General features: G+C 69.0%; 16 protein-coding genes and 1 pseudogene. 7 read left to right on the top strand and 10 right to left on the bottom strand.

Annotation, left to right across the window (positions count from 1 at the left end; translation table 11 throughout):
* Positions 1–166: 166 nt before the first annotated feature.
* On the bottom strand, positions 167–1,405 hold the full coding sequence (locus tag ABTU92_RS06715; RefSeq protein WP_408088900.1) for an MFS transporter: 1,239 nt from the start codon (positions 1,403–1,405) through the stop codon (positions 167–169).
* Between the two features lie 28 nt (positions 1,406–1,433).
* Positions 1,434–2,387 carry an amidohydrolase family protein gene (locus tag ABTU92_RS06720; protein ID WP_408088902.1) on the bottom strand — a complete coding sequence of 318 codons (954 nt, stop codon included), beginning with the start codon at positions 2,385–2,387 and terminating at the stop codon, positions 1,434–1,436.
* An 803-nt stretch (positions 2,388–3,190) separates the two neighbouring features.
* On the opposite strand from ABTU92_RS06720, the gene ABTU92_RS06725 reads away from it, so the two are divergent.
* The 5 genes from ABTU92_RS06725 to ABTU92_RS06745 all read left to right on the top strand — a co-directional run bounded on the left by ABTU92_RS06725 (position 3,191) and on the right by ABTU92_RS06745 (position 7,273).
* A complete protein-coding gene (locus ABTU92_RS06725; RefSeq protein WP_408088904.1) occupies positions 3,191–4,030 on the top strand; it encodes a cyclase family protein in 840 nt (279 codons plus the stop codon).
* Entirely contained in the window at positions 4,030–4,371 is a 342-nt protein-coding gene (locus tag ABTU92_RS06730) for a cupin domain-containing protein (RefSeq protein WP_408088906.1), read from the top strand. The genes ABTU92_RS06725 and ABTU92_RS06730 overlap by 1 nt, the downstream gene beginning before the upstream one ends.
* Positions 4,372–4,485: 114 nt before the next feature.
* The gene (locus tag ABTU92_RS06735) at positions 4,486–5,289 is read left to right on the top strand and encodes an SDR family NAD(P)-dependent oxidoreductase (protein WP_408088908.1); all 804 of its coding nucleotides are present in this window, start codon (positions 4,486–4,488) and stop codon (positions 5,287–5,289) included.
* 3 nt (positions 5,290–5,292) lie between these two features.
* On the top strand, positions 5,293–6,222 hold the full coding sequence (locus ABTU92_RS06740) for a 3-hydroxyacyl-CoA dehydrogenase family protein (protein ID WP_408088910.1): 930 nt from the start codon (positions 5,293–5,295) through the stop codon (positions 6,220–6,222).
* A gap of 103 nt (positions 6,223–6,325) precedes the next feature.
* Complete coding sequence (locus ABTU92_RS06745) at positions 6,326–7,273, top strand: 3-keto-5-aminohexanoate cleavage protein (RefSeq protein WP_408088912.1); 948 nt, start codon at positions 6,326–6,328, stop codon at positions 7,271–7,273.
* Between the two features lie 199 nt (positions 7,274–7,472).
* Here ABTU92_RS06745 and ABTU92_RS06750 read toward each other — a convergent pair whose 3' ends face one another.
* Positions 7,473–8,471 carry a dihydrodipicolinate synthase family protein gene (locus ABTU92_RS06750; protein ID WP_408088914.1) on the bottom strand — a complete coding sequence of 333 codons (999 nt, stop codon included), beginning with the start codon at positions 8,469–8,471 and terminating at the stop codon, positions 7,473–7,475.
* Between the two features lie 50 nt (positions 8,472–8,521).
* A complete protein-coding gene (locus tag ABTU92_RS06755) occupies positions 8,522–9,892 on the bottom strand; it encodes an MFS transporter (RefSeq protein ID WP_408088916.1) in 1,371 nt (456 codons plus the stop codon).
* Positions 9,893–10,057: 165 nt separating this feature from the next.
* Here ABTU92_RS06755 and ABTU92_RS06760 point away from each other — a divergent pair, with 165 nt between their 5' ends.
* Together ABTU92_RS06760 and lipB are read left to right on the top strand one after the other, a co-directional pair.
* On the top strand, positions 10,058–11,008 hold the full coding sequence (locus ABTU92_RS06760; protein ID WP_408088918.1) for a LysR family transcriptional regulator: 951 nt from the start codon (positions 10,058–10,060) through the stop codon (positions 11,006–11,008).
* Between the two features lie 172 nt (positions 11,009–11,180).
* Positions 11,181–11,936, top strand: coding sequence for a lipoyl(octanoyl) transferase LipB (gene lipB, locus ABTU92_RS06765; RefSeq protein ID WP_408088932.1), 756 nt, complete (start codon positions 11,181–11,183; stop codon positions 11,934–11,936).
* A 156-nt stretch (positions 11,937–12,092) separates the two neighbouring features.
* On the opposite strand, the gene ABTU92_RS06770 is transcribed toward lipB, so the two are convergent.
* From ABTU92_RS06770 to ABTU92_RS06795, 6 genes and pseudogenes are all read right to left on the bottom strand, one after another.
* The gene (locus ABTU92_RS06770; protein ID WP_408088920.1) at positions 12,093–12,401 is read right to left on the bottom strand and encodes an acylphosphatase; all 309 of its coding nucleotides are present in this window, start codon (positions 12,399–12,401) and stop codon (positions 12,093–12,095) included.
* Positions 12,398–12,862: a gamma-glutamylcyclotransferase family protein gene (locus tag ABTU92_RS06775; RefSeq protein WP_408088922.1), complete on the bottom strand. Its 465-nt coding sequence runs from the start codon at positions 12,860–12,862 to the stop codon at positions 12,398–12,400. The genes ABTU92_RS06770 and ABTU92_RS06775 overlap by 4 nt, the downstream gene beginning before the upstream one ends.
* A 106-nt stretch (positions 12,863–12,968) precedes the next feature.
* Entirely contained in the window at positions 12,969–14,066 is a 1,098-nt protein-coding gene (locus ABTU92_RS06780) for a DUF2336 domain-containing protein (protein WP_408088924.1), read from the bottom strand.
* 258 nt (positions 14,067–14,324) lie between these two features.
* Positions 14,325–15,176: an SDR family oxidoreductase gene (locus tag ABTU92_RS06785; protein ID WP_408088926.1), complete on the bottom strand. Its 852-nt coding sequence runs from the start codon at positions 15,174–15,176 to the stop codon at positions 14,325–14,327.
* Between the two features lie 209 nt (positions 15,177–15,385).
* Positions 15,386–16,603, bottom strand: a complete 1,218-nt coding sequence (locus ABTU92_RS06790) for a CoA transferase (protein ID WP_408088928.1) — start codon at positions 16,601–16,603, stop codon at positions 15,386–15,388.
* A gap of 133 nt (positions 16,604–16,736) precedes the next feature.
* Positions 16,737–16,978, bottom strand: a pseudogene (locus ABTU92_RS06795) (CoA ester lyase); the annotation flags it as partial.

Consider the following 16,978-nt stretch of genomic DNA (forward strand, 5'->3'; position numbering starts at 1 on the left):
GCGACGACCCGGGCTCGGCTGCGCGCGTAACCAAGGCGCGCGGAACCGACGATCGGATCACGATCCGGCCGTGTGTACGGGATCACGTGGGGGAGAGACGGCCACGAGGCTGTCCCGAGGCCGTGTGCCGGAGGGCCGGCAGAATGGCCGGCCCTCCGAAAGCGCGTCAGGCCTCCTGCGCGGCGAGCTTGCGCCGGGCGAGGTCCTGCTTGGACGGATAGATGTAGGGTCCCATCATCAGGATCAGCACCGCGGCGAGGACGAGCCCGCCGGCGAAGACCCACAGCACCGGAACGTAGGAGCCCGCCTTGTCGAAGCTGACGCCCATGACGAACGGGCCGATGCCGTTCGCCAGCATGAAGATGGCGAACAGGTAACCGTAGATCTCGCCGAAGCTGCGCAGGCCGAGGTAGCGCGAGATGAAGAAGGCGATCAGGTCGACCTCGGCGCCGATGCCGAGCCCCATCAGGACCGTGGCGACCGTGGCCATCGTCGTGTCGTGGGTCGACATCAGGAGCATGATGCCGAGCAGCGGCGTGACGATGAACACCACCGCCACGTAGGGCGCGAACATGCGATCGAGCAGCCAGCCGGCGAGCAGACGCCCGGCGATCAGCGAGAGCCCGGCCATCGAGAGCGCCGTCGTCGCCATCTGTGGGGAGACGCCGCGGTCGGTGAGCAGCGGCACGACATGCGTGATGGTCCCGTTGGCGGCCGCGGCGAGCGCGAAGAACGGCACGACGAGGAGCCAGAAGTATCGGGTCTTGAGCGCCTCGCGGCCGGTCAGGCCCGGCAGCACCTTAGGGGCCTCGCCGGTCGCGGCGGCGAGCGCACGATCCGGCTCGCGCACCAGGAAGGCGACGGCCGGCACGGCGAACAGCACCGTGATGATGCCGAGCCCGACATAGGCGCCGCGCCAGCCGACGACGCCGATCAGCGCCTGGGTGAACTGCGGCACCAGCGCGACGCCGAGGCCGACGCCCGCCATGGCGATGCCGAGGGCGAGGCCGCGCCGGTCGTCGAAGGTCGCGACGATCGACTTCGAGTAGATCAGCGGCGTCTGCCCGGCGGCGGCCAGCCCCATCAGACCGTAGATGGCGATGAACACGGCCGGCACGGCCGGCGTGAGCGAGGCGGCCGCGACGATCAGGGCGAACAAGGTGATGAACGGCAGCGCGACGCGACGGATGCCGTAGCGGTCGACGAGAATGCCGACGAGCGGCGTCATCAGGCCGGTGCAGACGAGGCCGATCACCATCGCCATCGAGACGGTGCCGCGGCTCCAGCCGAACTCCTCGCCGATCGGCTTCAGGAGCACGCCGAACGTGAAGTGCATGATGGCACCGTTGCCGACCAGCAGGCCGAGCACGGCACCGACGACGACCCACCACGGATTCTTGAGCATGGTCTTGATCCTGGGTGCGAGGGCGTGATCAGGCGAGGCCGAGCAGCGTCGCGGCGTTGCCGGAGGCGACCGCGACGCGGACCTCCTCGGGCAGCGCGACCGCATCGAGGAAATGACAGGCCTCGCCGGCATCCTCGAACGGGTGGTCGGAGGCGAAGCAGACCCGGTCGTTGCCGAGCGCGGCGAGCGCGCAGGCGAGCGGCTCGGCCGAGCACATGCCCGAGGTCGTCACCGCGATGTTGCGCTTGATGTAGAAGGACGGCGGCTGCGGCAGCGTCACGCCGTACAGTTGCGCGCGACTGTCGAGCCGCCACAGCAGATAGGGCAGCGTCTCGCCGAGATGGCCGAGCATCAGGCGGGCGCCCGGATGGCGGTCGAACACGCCGCCGAAGACCAGCCGCAGGGCATGCGTGCCGGTCTCGACGCCCCACTCCCAGGTGGCGCGCTTGAGCCCGTAGGTGCCCGCGAGCGACGGCATGGTGGCGACCGGATCGGCCGGGTGGAGATAAATCCAGGTGTTCAGCGCCGCGGCCCGCTCCCAGAACGGCGCGTAGGCGGGATCGTCGAGATAACGGCCGAGCGTGTGGCCGTTCACCATGGCGCCGCGGAACCCGAGTTGCTCGACGCACCGCTGCAGCTCGTCGGCGGCCGCCGCCGCATCCTGCAGCGGCAGATGCGCGAAACCGGCGTAGCGGCTCGGCTGCTTGGCGACCTCGGTCGCCAGGAAGTCGTTCGAGGCCTTCGCCTTGGCGATGGCGCGGGCCGTGTCGGTCTCCACCTGTACGCCGGGTCCGGCGATGCCGATCACCGACTTGGCGATGCCGGCCCGGTCCATCGACGCGAGCCGGCGATCGCCGAAATCGGTCAGCGCATCGAGGAGGCGGTCCCGCACCACCGCCGGGACGTCAGCCACGGTGGGGTGCCAATACTCGGCGAGGCTCGGGCAGAGAGCGTGCTCTTCGAGAGCGATCTTCTTGACCAAAGGGAAGCTCCGTTTGTCCGTCGTTCGTCGGTCGGAGCGGAGGTCCGGAAGGGATTGCGGGCCGGGACCAGCCTCCGCAGTGTCCTACATTACGGTTCGGCCGTATCAGATAGTGGTTTTTTCAGCAAGACGAGTTCGGCCGCGACGAGACCACGAACTTGTTTGCGATGCAGCGACCGCAGCGCACCAAGGAGGGTTCGTCGTGCCATCGATTGTTCTTATCAGATTGTTCTTTCGAGGCATGTGCGGTGCGGCATGACCGGGTCGCTCGGCCGGTGGAGCCGACCATTCACGTTCCTCCGCATGAACACGTATCCGCACTTCGACGTGCTCGACTGTACCGTACAGCAGGACAGGTGGGATCGGTTCTCGCACGGCCGCCGGAAGCACCGATCGCATCTGATCAGATCGCGTCGCGTTTCGCACGACTCTCTGCGTCGCTGCTGTTCGCGGGGTCGCAGATCGCGATTTCATCGGCCGTCTCGGTGCCGACGGCGCGCGGCCGTCCCCAGGACGACTACTTAAGTAGAGTTACGTCAGTTCCATATGCCGGTACATCGACGCGCGCCCGGGGCCGCGACATCGTCGCCGGTCCATGTCGCGAAAGCGCCGCCCGTCAATCGCTTCTGTGATTTTCGGTCGCGCCCTGCCCGCCGTTCGCCGAGACGCCGGCTGCGCCCCGCGGCGAGCTGCCGCGCCGCGGCTGCATGACGTCGTGCGTTGACCCGAACGACCACCATGCAGTACAGACGTCTCACATTGCGGGCCATTACGATGTCCAACTCTCACACAGGAGACGAGCAATGCCGGTGATCCGGGGCGTGACGATGGAAGGCAATCTCGAGAACACGATGGGACTCGAGTTCTACGACCTCTCCCATCCGTTCGGCCTGCAGAAGCCGAACTGGCCGTACTTCCAGGACGTCCAGATCGAGCGCATCCACTACATGGCGAAGTCGGGCGTGCTGTCGCAGCGCATCACGACGAGCATGCACCACACCACCCACATCGACGCGCCGGCCCACGTCGTCGAGGGAACGCCGTTCATGGACGAGGTGCCGCTGCCGCACTTCTTCGGCTCGGGCATCGTCGTCTCGATCCCCAAGAAGCAGTGGGAGCCGATCGGCTACGACGACCTCGAGAAGGCCGCCGGCAAGCTGGTGCGCCCGCGCGACGTCGTCATCGTCAACACCGGCTGGCACGAGAAGTACGAGGACAGCGAGGAGTACTTCTGCCTGTCGCCCGGCTTCGTGAAGTCGGCCGGCGAATGGTTCGTCGAGAAGAAGGTGAAGGTGGTCGGCCACGACACCCAGGCGAACGACCATCCGCTCGCCACCGCCATCGGCCCGCACCGCAACGGCCCGATCCATCCGCACCTCGCCGCCGAGTACAAGAAGTGGTCCGGCGGGCGCGACTGGAAGGACGACCATCCGGAGTGGGAGCCGGTGCACCGGCTCCTGTTCACGAACGGCATCCTCGGCATCGAGAACGTCGGCGGCGAGATCGACAAGGTCACCGGGCGGCGCTGCACCTTCGCCATGTTCCCGTGGCGCTGGGAGCGCGGCGACGGCTGCATCATCCGCCTGGTCGCGATGGCAGACCCCAAGGGCACGTACCGCATCGAGTCCGGGGAGCGCTTCTGATGCAGGTCCGTCGCTTCTCCGAGCTGAAGACCTACGACGCGCCGAACCACCGCGGCTGCATGCCGCTGCGGGTGTTCGGCGCCGAGGCGGGCGGCACCACCGGCGTGGTGGTCGGCATCTCGCACTTCCTCCCCGGCGGCGGCGCCGGTCCCGACGCCTCGCCGCCCGAGAAGGTCTACTTCGTGCTGGCGGGCGAGCTGACCGTCATCGTCGACGGCAAGGAGACGGTGCTGAAGCCGATGGACGCCTGCACGATCGCGCCCGACGAGAGCCGCGAGATCGTCAATCGCGGCAACGAGGTCTGCACCATCCTGGTGGCGGTCGCCGCCCCCAAGGGTTGAGCTGATCAGAGACGTCGCGGCGGCGGAGGCCTGGCGGCGCGCGAATGCGCCGTCGGGCTCCGTCTGCGGCGATCCGTGCTCCCCGCCGGGAGCGTCGTCCATGGAGGACGCATCATGTCCGAGGACTTCCTGAAGAACCCGCTGTCGCTGTTCGACGTGCGCGGCAAGACCGCGATCGTCACCGGCGCCTCGGGGGCGTTCGGCGCGCTCGCCGCCAAGGTGCTGGCCGGCGCCGGCGCGAAGCTGGTGATCGCCGCCGGCAACGCTGCCGAGCTCGACAAGGTGGCGGACGCGTGCAGGGCGCTCGGCGCCGAGGTGAAGGTGGTGGGGCTGCGCCCCGGCAACGAGAAGAACTGCGACGCCATCGTCGCCGCCGCGGTCGAGACCTTCGGCCGGCTCGACATCCTGGTGGTCGGCTCCGGCAAGAACGACGTCGCCAAGATCGGGGACATGACGCCCGACCGCTTCGAGGACGTCATGGACGCCAACGTCACCCAGTCGTGGCTGATGGCACGCTCGGCATCGCGGCAGATGCTGGCGCAGGGCGACGGCGGCAAGATCATCCTGATGTCGTCGGCCCGCGGCCTCCTCGGCCACCCGGCCGGTTATACGGCCTACTGCGCCTCGAAGTCCGCCGTCGACGGCATCACCAAGGCGCTGGGCTGCGAGCTCGGACCGACCGGCATCACGGTCAACGCCATCGCTCCGACGGTCTTCCGTTCGGCCCTGACGGCGTGGATGTACGAGGACACCGAGAAGGCGCGCGGCGTCCGCCCGGCGTTCCTGGCCCGCGTGCCGAAGGGCCGTCTCGGCGAGCCCTCCGACCTCGCCGGCCCCCTGCTCTTCCTCGCCTCGGCGGCGTCCGACTTCTACACCGGGCACATCCTCTACGCCGACGGCGGCTACACGGCGGGCTGACCCATGAGCACGACCGGGACACCGCTCGCGCCAGCGAAATCGGTGCGCGTCGCCGTCATCGGTGCCGGCATGATGGGGCACGGCATCGCCCAGGTGTTCGCCCTCGCCGGACACAGCGTCACGATCACGGACGCCCACGCGCCAACGCTGGCGAGCGCGCTCTCCCGCGTCGAGGCGAACCTGATCGACCTCGGCGAGGACGTCTCGGCCGTGCGGCGCATCCGCCCGGTCGAGAGCCTGGCCGAGGCGGTCCGTGACGCCGACTTCGTCGTCGAGGCGGCGTCCGAGAATCTTGCGCTCAAGCGCGAGCTGTTCGCCGCGGTCGAAGCTGCAGCGCCGGCCACCGCAATCCTCGCCAGCAACACCTCGGTGATCCCGATCACCGAGATCATGCGGAACCTGACGCGGCGCGAGCGCGCCGTCGGGACGCATTGGTGGAACCCGCCCTTCCTGGTGCCGCTCGTCGAGGTGATCGGCACCGAGTGGACGTCGGAGGCCACCATCGCGTTCACGATGGACTTGCACGCGCAGGCCGGCAAGACGCCCGTGCACGTCAAGAAGGACGTCCCGGGCTTCGTCGGCAACCGGCTTCAACATGCCTTGTGGCGCGAGGCGGTGTCGCTGGTCGAGCACGGCATCTGCGACGCCGAGACGGTCGACACGGTGATCAAGGCGAGCTTCGGCCGCCGCCTCGCCGTGCTCGGTCCGCTGGAGAACGCCGATCTCGTCGGCACCGACCTGACGCTGGCGATCCACCAGACTGTGCTGCCGGCCATCGAGGCGCGGCCGGGTCCGTCGCCGTATCTCGAAGCGCTGGTGAAGGAAGGCCGCCTCGGCATGAAATCGGGCGAAGGCTTCCGCCGCTGGACGCCCGAGGCGCAGGCCGCGCTGAAGAAGCGCGTCGTCGATCACCTGAAGAAAGCCCGAGACTAGCGGCACGCGCCGCCGTTCCCTCTCCCCGCCGCGCGGGGAGAGGTGAGACCGCCCGCGGCCCCCCCCCGACCACACGTCTCATCCCCGAACCGAAGGACTCTCAATGTCGAAACTGATCATCACGGCGGCCGTCACCGGGTCGGTGCACACGCCGAGCATGTCGCCCTATCTGCCGGTGACGCCGGACGAGATCGCCAACGACGCCGTCGCGGCCGCGAAGGCCGGCGCCGCGATCGTCCACGTTCACGCGCGCGACCCCGGGACCGGCAAGCCCTCCGCCGACCCGACGCTCTACGAGGAGATCGTCAAGAAGATCAGCGCCCGCACCGACGCGCCGATCTGCATCACGACGGGCGGCTCGAAGGAGATGACGGTCGCCGACCGGGCACGCTCGGTCGCGCTCCTGAAGCCCGAGCTCGCCTCGCTCAACACCGGTTCGATGAACTTCGCGTTCCATCCGCTCGCCGACAAGCTGAAGGAGCCGAAGCACGACTGGGAGGTGCCGTTCATCCGGGCGACCGACGACTGGATCTTCCCGAACACTTTTAAAACACTCGCCGAGTTCGCCACCTTCATGACCGCGGCCGGCACCAAGCCGGAGCTCGAGGTCTACGACGCCGGCATGCTGTCCAACGTGCAGTTCCTGCTCACGACCGGCGTGCTGAAGGCGCCGATCCATCTGCAGTTCGTGCTCGGCATCCTGGGCGGCATGCAGGCGAACGTTGCGAACCTCGTGTTCCTGCACGAGTCGGCCTGCCGGATGATCGGCGAGAAGAACTTCACCTGGTCGCTCTCCGCGGCGGGTCGCGCCCAGCTCCCGATGATGGCGACCGCCATGGGCATGGGCGGCAACGTCCGGGTCGGCCTGGAAGACAATCTCTATCTCGCCCCGAAGGTCCTGGCGAAGTCGAGCGCCGAGCAGGTCGAGCGCATCATGACGATCGCGGCGGCGCTGAGCATCCCGGTGGCGACACCGACCGAGGCCCGGCAGATCCTCGGCCTCAAGGGCGCGGCCGCCGTCGGCTGGGCCGCCGGCCAGGCCGCCGAGTAGGAGTAGACGAAAGGCACTCGGTGGTCGTCGTGGGCGCCGACGCGGACTTTACATCACGGGTCATTCCGGGGCGGCGCGTAGCGCCGAACCCGGAATCCAGCTCGGAAGACGGAGTTCGCCGCTGGATTCCGGGTTCGCGCCTTCGGCGCGCCCCGGAATGACGAACTCTGCAAACGTCTGATAACGACGCCTGCCCAGATCACGCGACCGCCCGGGTCTCCGCGATGTCGATCACCGGGACGCCGACCCGCGAGAGCAGGCGGTGCAGGGTCTCGATCTCGGCCCGGCTCGGCTTCGGCATCGGCGCGCGCATGAACGGGTTCGGGATCAGCCCGGCGATCCAGGTCGCGGTCTTGTAGCGGATGTGCAGGCGGCCCATGTCGGCGACATAGTCGTGCAGCTCGGAGAGGCCGCCGTCCCAGATCTCGCGGGCCTTCACGACGTCGTTGCGGTCCCACGCTTCGAGGTGATCCATCATCGGCTCGAGCGCGAAGTTCCAGAATCCCGACAGCGTGCCGTCGAACAGGCCGGTCGCCTTGTACTCGTGCCAGCGCGACGCCAGCGCGCCCATGATCGCGACGTGCCGGTCGAGCGAGCGCAGGCCCTTCGCGATCAGCCGGAAGCCGTCGTACATGTAGGTCATCTTCCAGCCGACGATGTTGGGCACCTCGCGGCAGATCCGCAGCGTCGCGCCGAGCGGCAGGCCCGGATAGAACGGCGGCTTGGCGCCGCCGACCGGATGCGTGACGATCGGCAAATCGACGGCGCGGTCCTGCGCGACGATCTGGTCGAGCCAGATTTCCGGATAGCCGTCGGCGTCCCAGCACGAGGTGACGTCCTGGGCGCCGCCGGGCGGCGTGACGAAGATGCCGTCGACGCCGAGGGCCTTGCAGTCCTTGGCGGTCTCCACCGTCTCCTCGGTGGTGAGCGCCCAGGTGCCGGCGATCAGCGGCACCTTGCCGTTGTTCTCCTCCTGGGCGATCTCCAGCACGCGACGCTTCTCGGCGCGGGTGAGGTAGAAGATCTCGCCCGCCTCCGGGTTGATGCACAGGCCGCCGCCCATCCTCACGAAGCGCTCGTTGTCGAGGAAGTGGCGCAGGAAGCGGCGATAGGCGGCCTCGTCGATCTTCATGTGCCGGTCGTAGGGCAGCAGCGTCGCCACGTAGAGGTGGTCGCCGACGGTCTTTCTTGTCGTCATGGGTCTGGTCCTGAGGATGGTGTCGGATCGAGGTGAAAGCACGGGCGCGGTCAGGGCGAGATCTCCTCCAGCACGCGGCCCTTGGTCTCGATGGCGAAGACCGCCGTGATCACGGCCGCCAACGCGGCGACGAGGCCGAAGGCGAGGAACACGGCCTCGAGCCCGATGCCGATCATGGCGCCCACGATGCTCGGCCCGATCATCGAGGCGAACCGCAGCCATGCCGTGGCGGTGGAGACCGCGATGGCGCGGGCGCGGGTCGGATAGAGCTCCGGCGTGTAGAGGTAGACGCCGATCGACAGGACCGAGGAGAAGAAGAACGCGGTGCTGACGAGAACGAGGACGCGGACCGGGGTGCCGGCGCCGATCAGCCAGAGGGCGCACAGCGCCGTCGCGGCGCCGGCGAAGGCGAGCGCGAACCACGGCCGGCGGCCGAGCCGGTCGATGCTGAGCGCGCAGGTGAGCGTCCCGCACAGGCCGACCACCTGGGTGATCAGGCCGTACTGCAGCGCGTCGGCGAGCGGCAGGTTGAAGACGGTGCGGTAGATGGTCGGCAGCCAGACCGTCAGCCCGTAGGTGATCAGGTAGGCCGAGAACCAGATCGTCCACACCACGAGCGTCCGGCGCAGATAGCGTGGGCCGAACAGGTCGCTCCAGGACGCCGGCTTGTCGTGCGACGCCGCGACCGGCCCGGGAGGCGGAAGCGGCGCGCCGGTCGCCTTCTCGGTCGCGCGCTCGATATAGGCGAGCGCCTGCTCGGCCTCGTCCAAGCGACCACGGGTGGCGAGCCAGCGCGGCGATTCCGGCAGGATGCGCTGCATGAACACGACCAGGATGGCCGGGATGGCGCCGATCAGGAACATGTAATGCCAGCCGAGATGCGGCACGATCCAGCGCCCGAGCAGGCCGGAGGCGACGAGACCCACCGGGAAGATCACCTCGTAGAGCAGCACGAAGCGGCCGCGCCCCTTCGCCTTGGCGATCTCGCTGATGTAGACGGCGGCGATCGGCACCTCGCCGCCGAGGCCGAGCCCCTGCAGGGTGCGGAACACCAGCAGCGACTCGTAGCTCCAGGCGAACGCGCAGGCGAGGCTCATGGTGGCGAACAGGAGCACGGCCCAGATCATCGCTTTCACGCGACCGTGGCGCTGCGCCAGCCAGCCGAAGGCGAGCGCGCCGACGAGCTGGCCGAGATAGCCGACCGAGATCATCAAGCCGATTTGTGGCGACGACAGCTTCCACAGTGGCGCCAGCACCGGCAGCACGAAGGCGATCGCCAGCGCGTCGAAGGCGTCGAAGAAGGTCGCGGTGCCGATGACGACACGCGCCTTCACGTGCCAGGTGGAGATGGGCAGGCGTTCGATGCGGGCGACGATGTCGTCCAGTCGCGCGCGGTCCCCCACGGGGGCGGGCGTCAGCATGGTCTACTCCTGAAGCGGTCTTGTTGGCCGGGACGGCGCAGCGTTCGGGGGTCAGACTCGAGGGGCGAGAGCGTTTCCGGAAGCGAGGCTAGCCGTGCTTTGTCAGGACGGGAATTCATGTAATGGTCATGACGCAATGAATGCGATTCATTTGTGCGGTGCGTCATGAATCTTCGGTCGGTCGATCTCAATCTGCTGGTCGCGTTCGATGTGCTGATCGCCGAGCGCAACGTGACCCGAGCCGCCGACAAGCTCGGCGTGACGCAATCCGCGCTGAGCCATGCCTTGCGACGCCTGAGGATCTTGTTCGGTGATCCGGTGCTGACGCGCGGTCCGCACGGCATGCAGCCGACAGAAGTCGCGCTGGAGCTGATCCAGCCGGTTCGCGACGTGCTGTCCGACATCCATTCGGTGCTGACGGCCAGGGCCGCGTTCGATCCGGCGACCACGCGCCGCTCGTTCTCGCTGTCGATGAGCGACGCGATGAGCATCGAGGTGCTGCCGACGATCGTGCGGCGTCTCAGGGAACAGGCGCCGGGTGTCGATCTCGTCGTGAGCACGTCCGGCCCGCGCGCCACCTGCACGCGCATCGCCGAGGACGAGGTGGATCTCGCGGTCGGCGTGTTCCCGGAGGTGCCGGCGGAGATCCAGTCTCAGGAGCTGTACCGCGACAGGCTGGTGTGCGTCGCCGATCGTCGTCATCCGCTGCTCCGGCGCGGCCGCATGGACGAGCAGTCCTATCTCGCCTGCCCGCACGTCACGGTCGCACCGAACCTCGACTCGGGCATCCAGATCGACACGATCCTCGCCGCCATGGGCCTGGATCGCCGGGTGATGGCGACGGTCTCGCACTACATCGCGGTGCCGGCGCTGGTGCGCGGCACCGATCTGATCGCACATTCACGTCGACGGCTGGTCGGACTGCTGCCCGGCTCGGCCGGACTCGTCGCGTTCCCGATCCCGGTTCCGGTGCGGGTGCCGGAGCTGAGCTTCGTCCAGCTCTGGCATCGGCGCCACGAGCGCGATCCCGGCCACCGGTGGCTTCGGGATCTCGTCGGAGACGCGATCAGGAGCCTCGCGCGAAAGGGTGGCAAGGCCCGCCGCACGGCGCCTTGACAACGCCGCGCCCTCCCGGATCGCTCGTCGTCCGGTCCGGGCAGCACCAATCTGGGATTGAATCGACGGCACGAGGCGTTCCGGCCCGGATACGGGCTGGAAACAGAGGCCGTCCGGCGCGATATACACGGCCAGTAGAAGCCTTCGAGATAAGAGGTCCGGTCAGGACGTGATCAGCATCGCTCCCGACGCGCCGGCCGCGGATGCGGCGCGCCCCTCCTCGCTCGCGCCGGTCGAGTGGCGCATCGCCGACGCGCCGGTGGAGTACGCGCAGGCGCTCGCCGTCATGGAGGCGCGCGCCGCCGCGATCGCGGCCGGCACGGCGCCCGAGCTGGTCTGGCTGATCGAGCACCCGCCCCTCTACACGGCCGGCACCAGCACGCGGGCCGAGGATCTTTTGGATAGCCGCTTCCCCGTCCACACGGCCGGGCGCGGCGGCCAGCTCACCTATCACGGCCCCGGCCAGCGGGTGGCCTATGTGATGCTCGACCTGCGGAGGCGGAAGCCCGACGTGCGCTGGTTCGTGGCGTCGCTGGAGGCGTGGATCATCGGCACGCTGGCGCGGCTCAACATCCGCGGCGAGACGCGCGACGGCCGGGTCGGCGTCTGGGTGGCGCGGCCGGAGCGGGGCGAAGGCCGCGAGGACAAGATCGCCGCCATCGGGGTGCGGCTGAAGCGCTGGGTGAGCCTGCACGGCATCAGCCTCAACGTCGACCCGGACCTCTCGCATTTCTCCGGCATCGTGCCGTGCGGCATCGCCGACCCGCGTTACGGCGTCACCAGCCTGGTCGATCTCGGCCACCTGGTCGAGATGCCGGAGGTCGACACGCTTTTGAAGGCGTCGTTCGAGGCGGTGTTCGGCCCGGTCCGCCCCCGGCCCGGCCCGCCGCCCGAGGTGTTTCAGCCGGCGCGCGACCACGGGGATTGAGACTGCTCCGCCCTCGTCCCGAGGAGCCGCCGAAGGCGGCGTCTCGAAGGGCGGGGGCGGCCACGGTCTCGGCCACATGGTTCGAGACGCGATCCTTCGGATCGCTCCCACCATGAGGACTGCAGAGCGAGGGCTGGAAACAGGATCGCTCCTGTCTCACATCGTCGACAGCACGGAAAACCGCTCGCCCGGGCGGCGGTGCTCGAGCTCGCGGGCCGTCGCCTGGTCGATCGCGATGTCGTCGACACGGGCCCGGAACGGGCCGCGCCGGCATGCCGCGACGAAGGCCTCGACCGGCTCGGCCGGCCCGGCGACGACGATCTCGACGGCGCCGCCGACCCGGTTGCGCACCCAGCCCTCGAGGCCGAGGCGGGTCGCTTCGTGCTCGCTCCAGCCGCGATAGCCGACGCCCTGGACGCGGCCGCGCACCAGGAGGTGCAGGACGACGGTGCCGGGCTCGTTCACGCGATCTCTCCGATCTCGCGCCCCCGGGCGCCCGAAAGGCCCGCCGGCGCCATGCGGGCGAGCGCCGCCACATGGGCCGCCGAGAGACCGACCTCGCGGGCGGCACCGACCACCAGGGCCATGTAGCCGGGCCGCGGCTTTCCGGCGCGGCGCGAGCGCGCGACATAGACCAGCGCCGGGACGCGCCGGCGGGCGAGCCGCACCGGCAACGTCACGGCCCGATAGAGGCCGATGTCGGTGCGCTCGTAGGCATTGAGGGCGGCGCGGTCGCGCGGTCCGAGGCGCCAGAGCACCCCTTCGACCCGGCCGCCGGCGGCCGGCACCACGGTGGCGTAGCCGTCGTCGTTGACGATCACGGCATGGCCGTCGAGCACGCCGACGCCGATCTCGCGGGCGGTCGGGCAGCGCCGGCGCATCAGCGCGCGGCTTATGTTGGATCCGTAGGCGAAGCAGAGCGTCATGGCAGCAGAACGGTGGGCAGCGGAACCGGGGTCGTCGCACGGCCGGTGGAAGCCGGCAGCAGGCCCTGCCCTTCTATCACGGCAGCTCTCGCCGCGGCACGGGCCGTCACAGCATGCGCTGGAAATCGGCCTTGGAGATCGCCTTGCACGACTTGACGAAGCGCACCACCCGGTTGGCCGTGTCGGCGGTGAGCGCGAGGTAGCGCTCGAAGGCCTTCTTGGTCTCCGCCTCGCCGGACACGTTGCCGACGGTGGCTAGCACCCGCTTGGCGTCGGGCCAGCCGAGCCCGATCGACTTGCACAGGATCAAGAGCCCGTCGGTCGCCCCCTGGCGCATCAGGTTCTTCACCGTCGGCACCGGCAGCTTGCTCAGCCCGGCGAGCGCCTCGATCGTCTCGGTGCGCTTGCCGGCGCGCGCCAGCTCGCCGACCTTCGACTTCAGCCGGTCGGCGTCGAGATGCAGCACGGTCCCGGGCGAATAGCTGTCCTTGTCGACCTGCGCACGCTCGCGCGCCACCTCGGTCGCGATGTCGGCGAGCGTCTTGGTGATGCGCACCCGCATGTCGGAATCGGCGTTCTTGAGGAGCCGGTTCTTGACCACCTCGGTGGCCTTGCGGAGCAGATGCTGGAAGACGTCCGGCGGAATGTCGGAGCGGGCGACGAACTGCTCGGCCAGGCGGCCGTCCGACTGCGCCTTCTCGGCCACCTTCATGATGCTCGGCCGCGAGAAGCGGGCGCCGTGATTGCCCGTGACCTTGAGCGTGACCTCGTCGTCGCCGCGGTCGACCAGCACCTCGGTGACCCGCTCGGTCAGCGTCTCGCGGCCCGCGATGGCGGCGAGATGGGCCTGGCTCTTGGTCTTGGCGAGCTCGATCAGGAAGTCGTCGGAGAGGATCTTCGAGCGCTCGATCAGCGGCCCGGAGATCTCGATGTCGTCGTGCTCGGCGAGCGAATGGACGGTGCGGATCGGGGCGTTGGCGGCGGGCGCGAGCTGCTTCGACAGGCGGATCAGCGCGCTGCGCTCGATCTTGTCGATCAGATGCAGCATCACGTCGTCGAACACGGCGACATGGTCTTCGGTGTACGCCTCGACGTTGAGCAGGAACAGATCACTGACGCGGCGCAGGATGTCGGCGCGCTGCACGCTGGAGCCCGCGCTCAGCGTCCGCTCCAGCTCGTCGATCAGGGAGGGAACGCTCATCATGCCCGTACACGACCCGTAAAATTCCACCCGCGACCAGTAGAGTCCCGACCTCTGAAAGCAGAGTTAATGACCCCGGTCCCGAATACGATGATTTCGAACCGCGGAGCGCTGGGGTTAATGTTTCGGCGCTGCCGACGGGATGCTTTCATATATGAGCACGTAGAATTACCACGTCACGTCTAGCCCGAGATCATCCTGAACGAAGGATGAGCGCGACCGGTAAAACTCCAGGCAGCGTTCGTGACGCCTTCGGCGGGCTCAGGAGTCGACCGGCGTTCCGCCGTTCGGATGCAGCACCTGGCCGGTCATGTAGGCAGCTTCCCGGCTCGCCAGGAAGACGTGGCAGCTCGCCACCTCGTTGGGCTGGCCGACGCGGCCGAGTGGGACCGAGGCGCCGTGCTGCTCGACCCGCTCCGGCTCGAACGTCGCCGGGATCAGCGGCGTCCAGATCGGCCCCGGCGCCACCGCGTTGACGCGGATCCTCTTCTCGGCCAGCGCTTGCGCCAGCGAGCGCGTGAACGAGACGATCGCGCCCTTCGTCGAGGCGTAGTCGATCAGCGTCTTGTTGCCCTTGTAGGCCGTCACCGAGGTCGTGTTGACGATCGAGGCGCCCTCGCCGAGATGCTTCAGCGCCTCCTTGGTGACGAAGAACATGCCGAGGATGTTGGTGCGGAAGGTGCGCTCGACCTGGGCAGGGTCGATCAGCGTGAAGTCCTCGGTGACGTGCTGCTCGGCCGCGTTGTTGACCAGGATGTCGAGGCGGCCGTAGGTCTTCACGGTCTCGGCGACGATCTCGGCGCAGAACCGCGGATCGCCGATGTCGCCGGCGAGCGTGATGCAGCGCCGGCCCTCGGCCTCGACAGCGCGCTTGGTCTCGGCGGCGTCATCGTGCTCGTCGAGATAGGCGATCGCGATGTCGGCGCCCTCGTTCGCCATGCCGACAGCGACGGCCCGCCCGATGCCGCTGTCGCCGCCGGTGATCAGCGCCACCTGGCCGGCGAGCTTGCCGACGCCGGGAAACAGCGGGGCGTAGTCGGGCCGCGGCGTCATCTCGGCTTCGCGACCGGGCTGCTGATCCTGCTTCTGGGCGGGCTGCTGGTGCTGGGCCATGGCGATCTCCGGCGCTCGGGGTGCGGCCCGCGGGCCGGCTCACCGGGGCGAACGCCGGCTGCCGCGCACCGGTTCCGGTGCGCGACCGAATGGTGCTCGGAGGGCGCCGCGTCGCCACAAGGAGGGCGACAGCGCCGACGATGCGGGGGTTCTCCGCTCGGTCGGGCGTGCGACGGCCGACGCGTATCAGGTCCGCCGAGGCCCTGCCCTCACCGCTTCGGGCCGGCGACGATGTGATGGTCGTGCAGCCAGGCGATCTCGTGGTCCGGATAGCCGATCTCGGAGAGGATCTGGTCGGTGTGCTCGCCGAGCCGCGAGGCGCGGCGCGGCGGCTCGCGCTCGATCTCGGAGAAGTTGAACGGCGTGCCGGGCACCAGATACTCGCCGATGCCGGGCTGCTCGAGCCGGGTGAACATCGGGTTCGCGGTCGAGCAGTCCGGATCCTCCTCGGTGACCTGGCGGAACGAGCGGAACACCGACCAGGTGACGCCGTGCTCGTCGAGCGAGGCGGCAAAGTCCTCGACGCAGCGGTCGCGGAACCAGGGCGCCAGAATGTCGGTGATCTCCTTGCGGGCCTTGAAGCGGTCGCCCTCGCGCGACAGCCGCAGGCCGAGCCGCACGCCAAGGTCGTCGAACTCCTCGTGCAGGCCCGTGGTGTGGCGCAGCCCGTCCCACTGGCGATTGGTGAGCGCGACGATCATCACCCGGCGGCCGTCGGCGGTCTCGAAGTCCTGGCCGTAGGCGCCGTAGAGGGCGTTGCCGTAACGCGGCCGGTCGAAGCCGTTGACCTGCACCTCGCCGATGATGCCGAGATGACCGAGCGTCGCCAGCGCGACGTCCTTTAGGGCGAGCTCGACGAGCTGGCCCTTGCCGGTGAGCCGGCGATGGCGCTCCGCCGCCATCAGGCCGAGCGCCGCCTTCTGGCCGGTGATCAGATCCCAGGCCGGCAGCACGTGACAGACCGGGTCCTGCGAGCCCTCCGGCCCGGTGGCGGAGGGAAAGCCGACACCGGGGTTCACCGTGTAGTCGACGGCCGGGCCGCCGTGACGGTCGCCGGAGAGCGACACCATGATCAGGTCCTCCCGGTGCTTGCGCAGGTTGTCGTAGTCCATCCAGCCGCGCACCCGGAGATTGGTGAGGAACATGCCGCGGTCCGGTCCCGGCTCGCAGATCAGCCGGGTGACGATCTCCTGGCCGCGCGGCGTCGACATGTCGACGGCGAGCGAGCGCTTGCCCTTGTTGAGCCCGGCCCAGAACAGGCTCTGATTGTCCTTGGTCACCGGCCAGCGGTGATAGTCGAGCCCGCCACGGATGCGGTCGAACCGGATCACATCGGCGCCGAGCTGCGCCAGCGTCATCCCGGCGAACGGCACCGCCACGAACGCCGACCCTTCGACGACGCGCATTCCCTCCAGCACCTTCACCATCACCGGGCTCCCCATTCGACACACGCAAGCACTTCACCGTGCCGCTACCCCCCTCCCCACCCCTCCCCCACAAGGGGGGAGGGAGCAGGCTGCGGCGGGAGGACAATCAGGTAGCAATCGACAATTGCAGCAGTCACGACCGAAGCCTTGCCCGTGATACGATCGTCTGCGACATGCGGATCGAGGCGACGTCGACCATGCGGCCGTCGAGGCTGATGGCGCCGTGCCCCTGGCGGCTCGCCTCGTGCCAGGCGTCGAGCACCCGGATCGCCCAGGCGAGCTCCTTCTCGGGCGGCACGAAGGTCGCGTTGACGGTGTCGATCTGGGCCGGGTGGATGCACCACTTGCCGTCGAAGCCCATGGCGCGGGCGATCC

Origin of the sequence: Rhodoplanes sp. SY1 (assembly GCF_046000175.1) — a bacterium.
Classification (GTDB): Bacteria; Pseudomonadota; Alphaproteobacteria; order Rhizobiales; family Xanthobacteraceae; genus Rhodoplanes.

Bases quoted from the DNA above. Each gene is read 5' to 3' on its own strand.
- ABTU92_RS06715 (WP_408088900.1), bottom strand. From the start codon at position 1,405: ATGCTCAAGAATCCGTGGTGGGTCGTCGTCGGTGCCGTGCTCGGCCTG.
- ABTU92_RS06725 (WP_408088904.1), top strand. From the start codon at position 3,191: ATGCCGGTGATCCGGGGCGTGACGATGGAAGGCAATCTCGAGAACACG.
- ABTU92_RS06730 (WP_408088906.1), top strand. From the start codon at position 4,030: ATGCAGGTCCGTCGCTTCTCCGAGCTGAAGACCTACGACGCGCCGAAC.
- ABTU92_RS06735 (WP_408088908.1), top strand. From the start codon at position 4,486: ATGTCCGAGGACTTCCTGAAGAACCCGCTGTCGCTGTTCGACGTGCGC.
- ABTU92_RS06740 (WP_408088910.1), top strand. From the start codon at position 5,293: ATGAGCACGACCGGGACACCGCTCGCGCCAGCGAAATCGGTGCGCGTC.
- ABTU92_RS06745 (WP_408088912.1), top strand. From the start codon at position 6,326: ATGTCGAAACTGATCATCACGGCGGCCGTCACCGGGTCGGTGCACACG.
- ABTU92_RS06750 (WP_408088914.1), bottom strand. From the start codon at position 8,471: ATGACGACAAGAAAGACCGTCGGCGACCACCTCTACGTGGCGACGCTG.
- ABTU92_RS06755 (WP_408088916.1), bottom strand. From the start codon at position 9,892: ATGCTGACGCCCGCCCCCGTGGGGGACCGCGCGCGACTGGACGACATC.
- ABTU92_RS06760 (WP_408088918.1), top strand. From the start codon at position 10,058: ATGAATCTTCGGTCGGTCGATCTCAATCTGCTGGTCGCGTTCGATGTG.
- ABTU92_RS06775 (WP_408088922.1), bottom strand. From the start codon at position 12,862: ATGACGCTCTGCTTCGCCTACGGATCCAACATAAGCCGCGCGCTGATG.
- ABTU92_RS06780 (WP_408088924.1), bottom strand. From the start codon at position 14,066: ATGATGAGCGTTCCCTCCCTGATCGACGAGCTGGAGCGGACGCTGAGC.
- ABTU92_RS06785 (WP_408088926.1), bottom strand. From the start codon at position 15,176: ATGGCCCAGCACCAGCAGCCCGCCCAGAAGCAGGATCAGCAGCCCGGT.
- ABTU92_RS06790 (WP_408088928.1), bottom strand. From the start codon at position 16,603: ATGGTGAAGGTGCTGGAGGGAATGCGCGTCGTCGAAGGGTCGGCGTTC.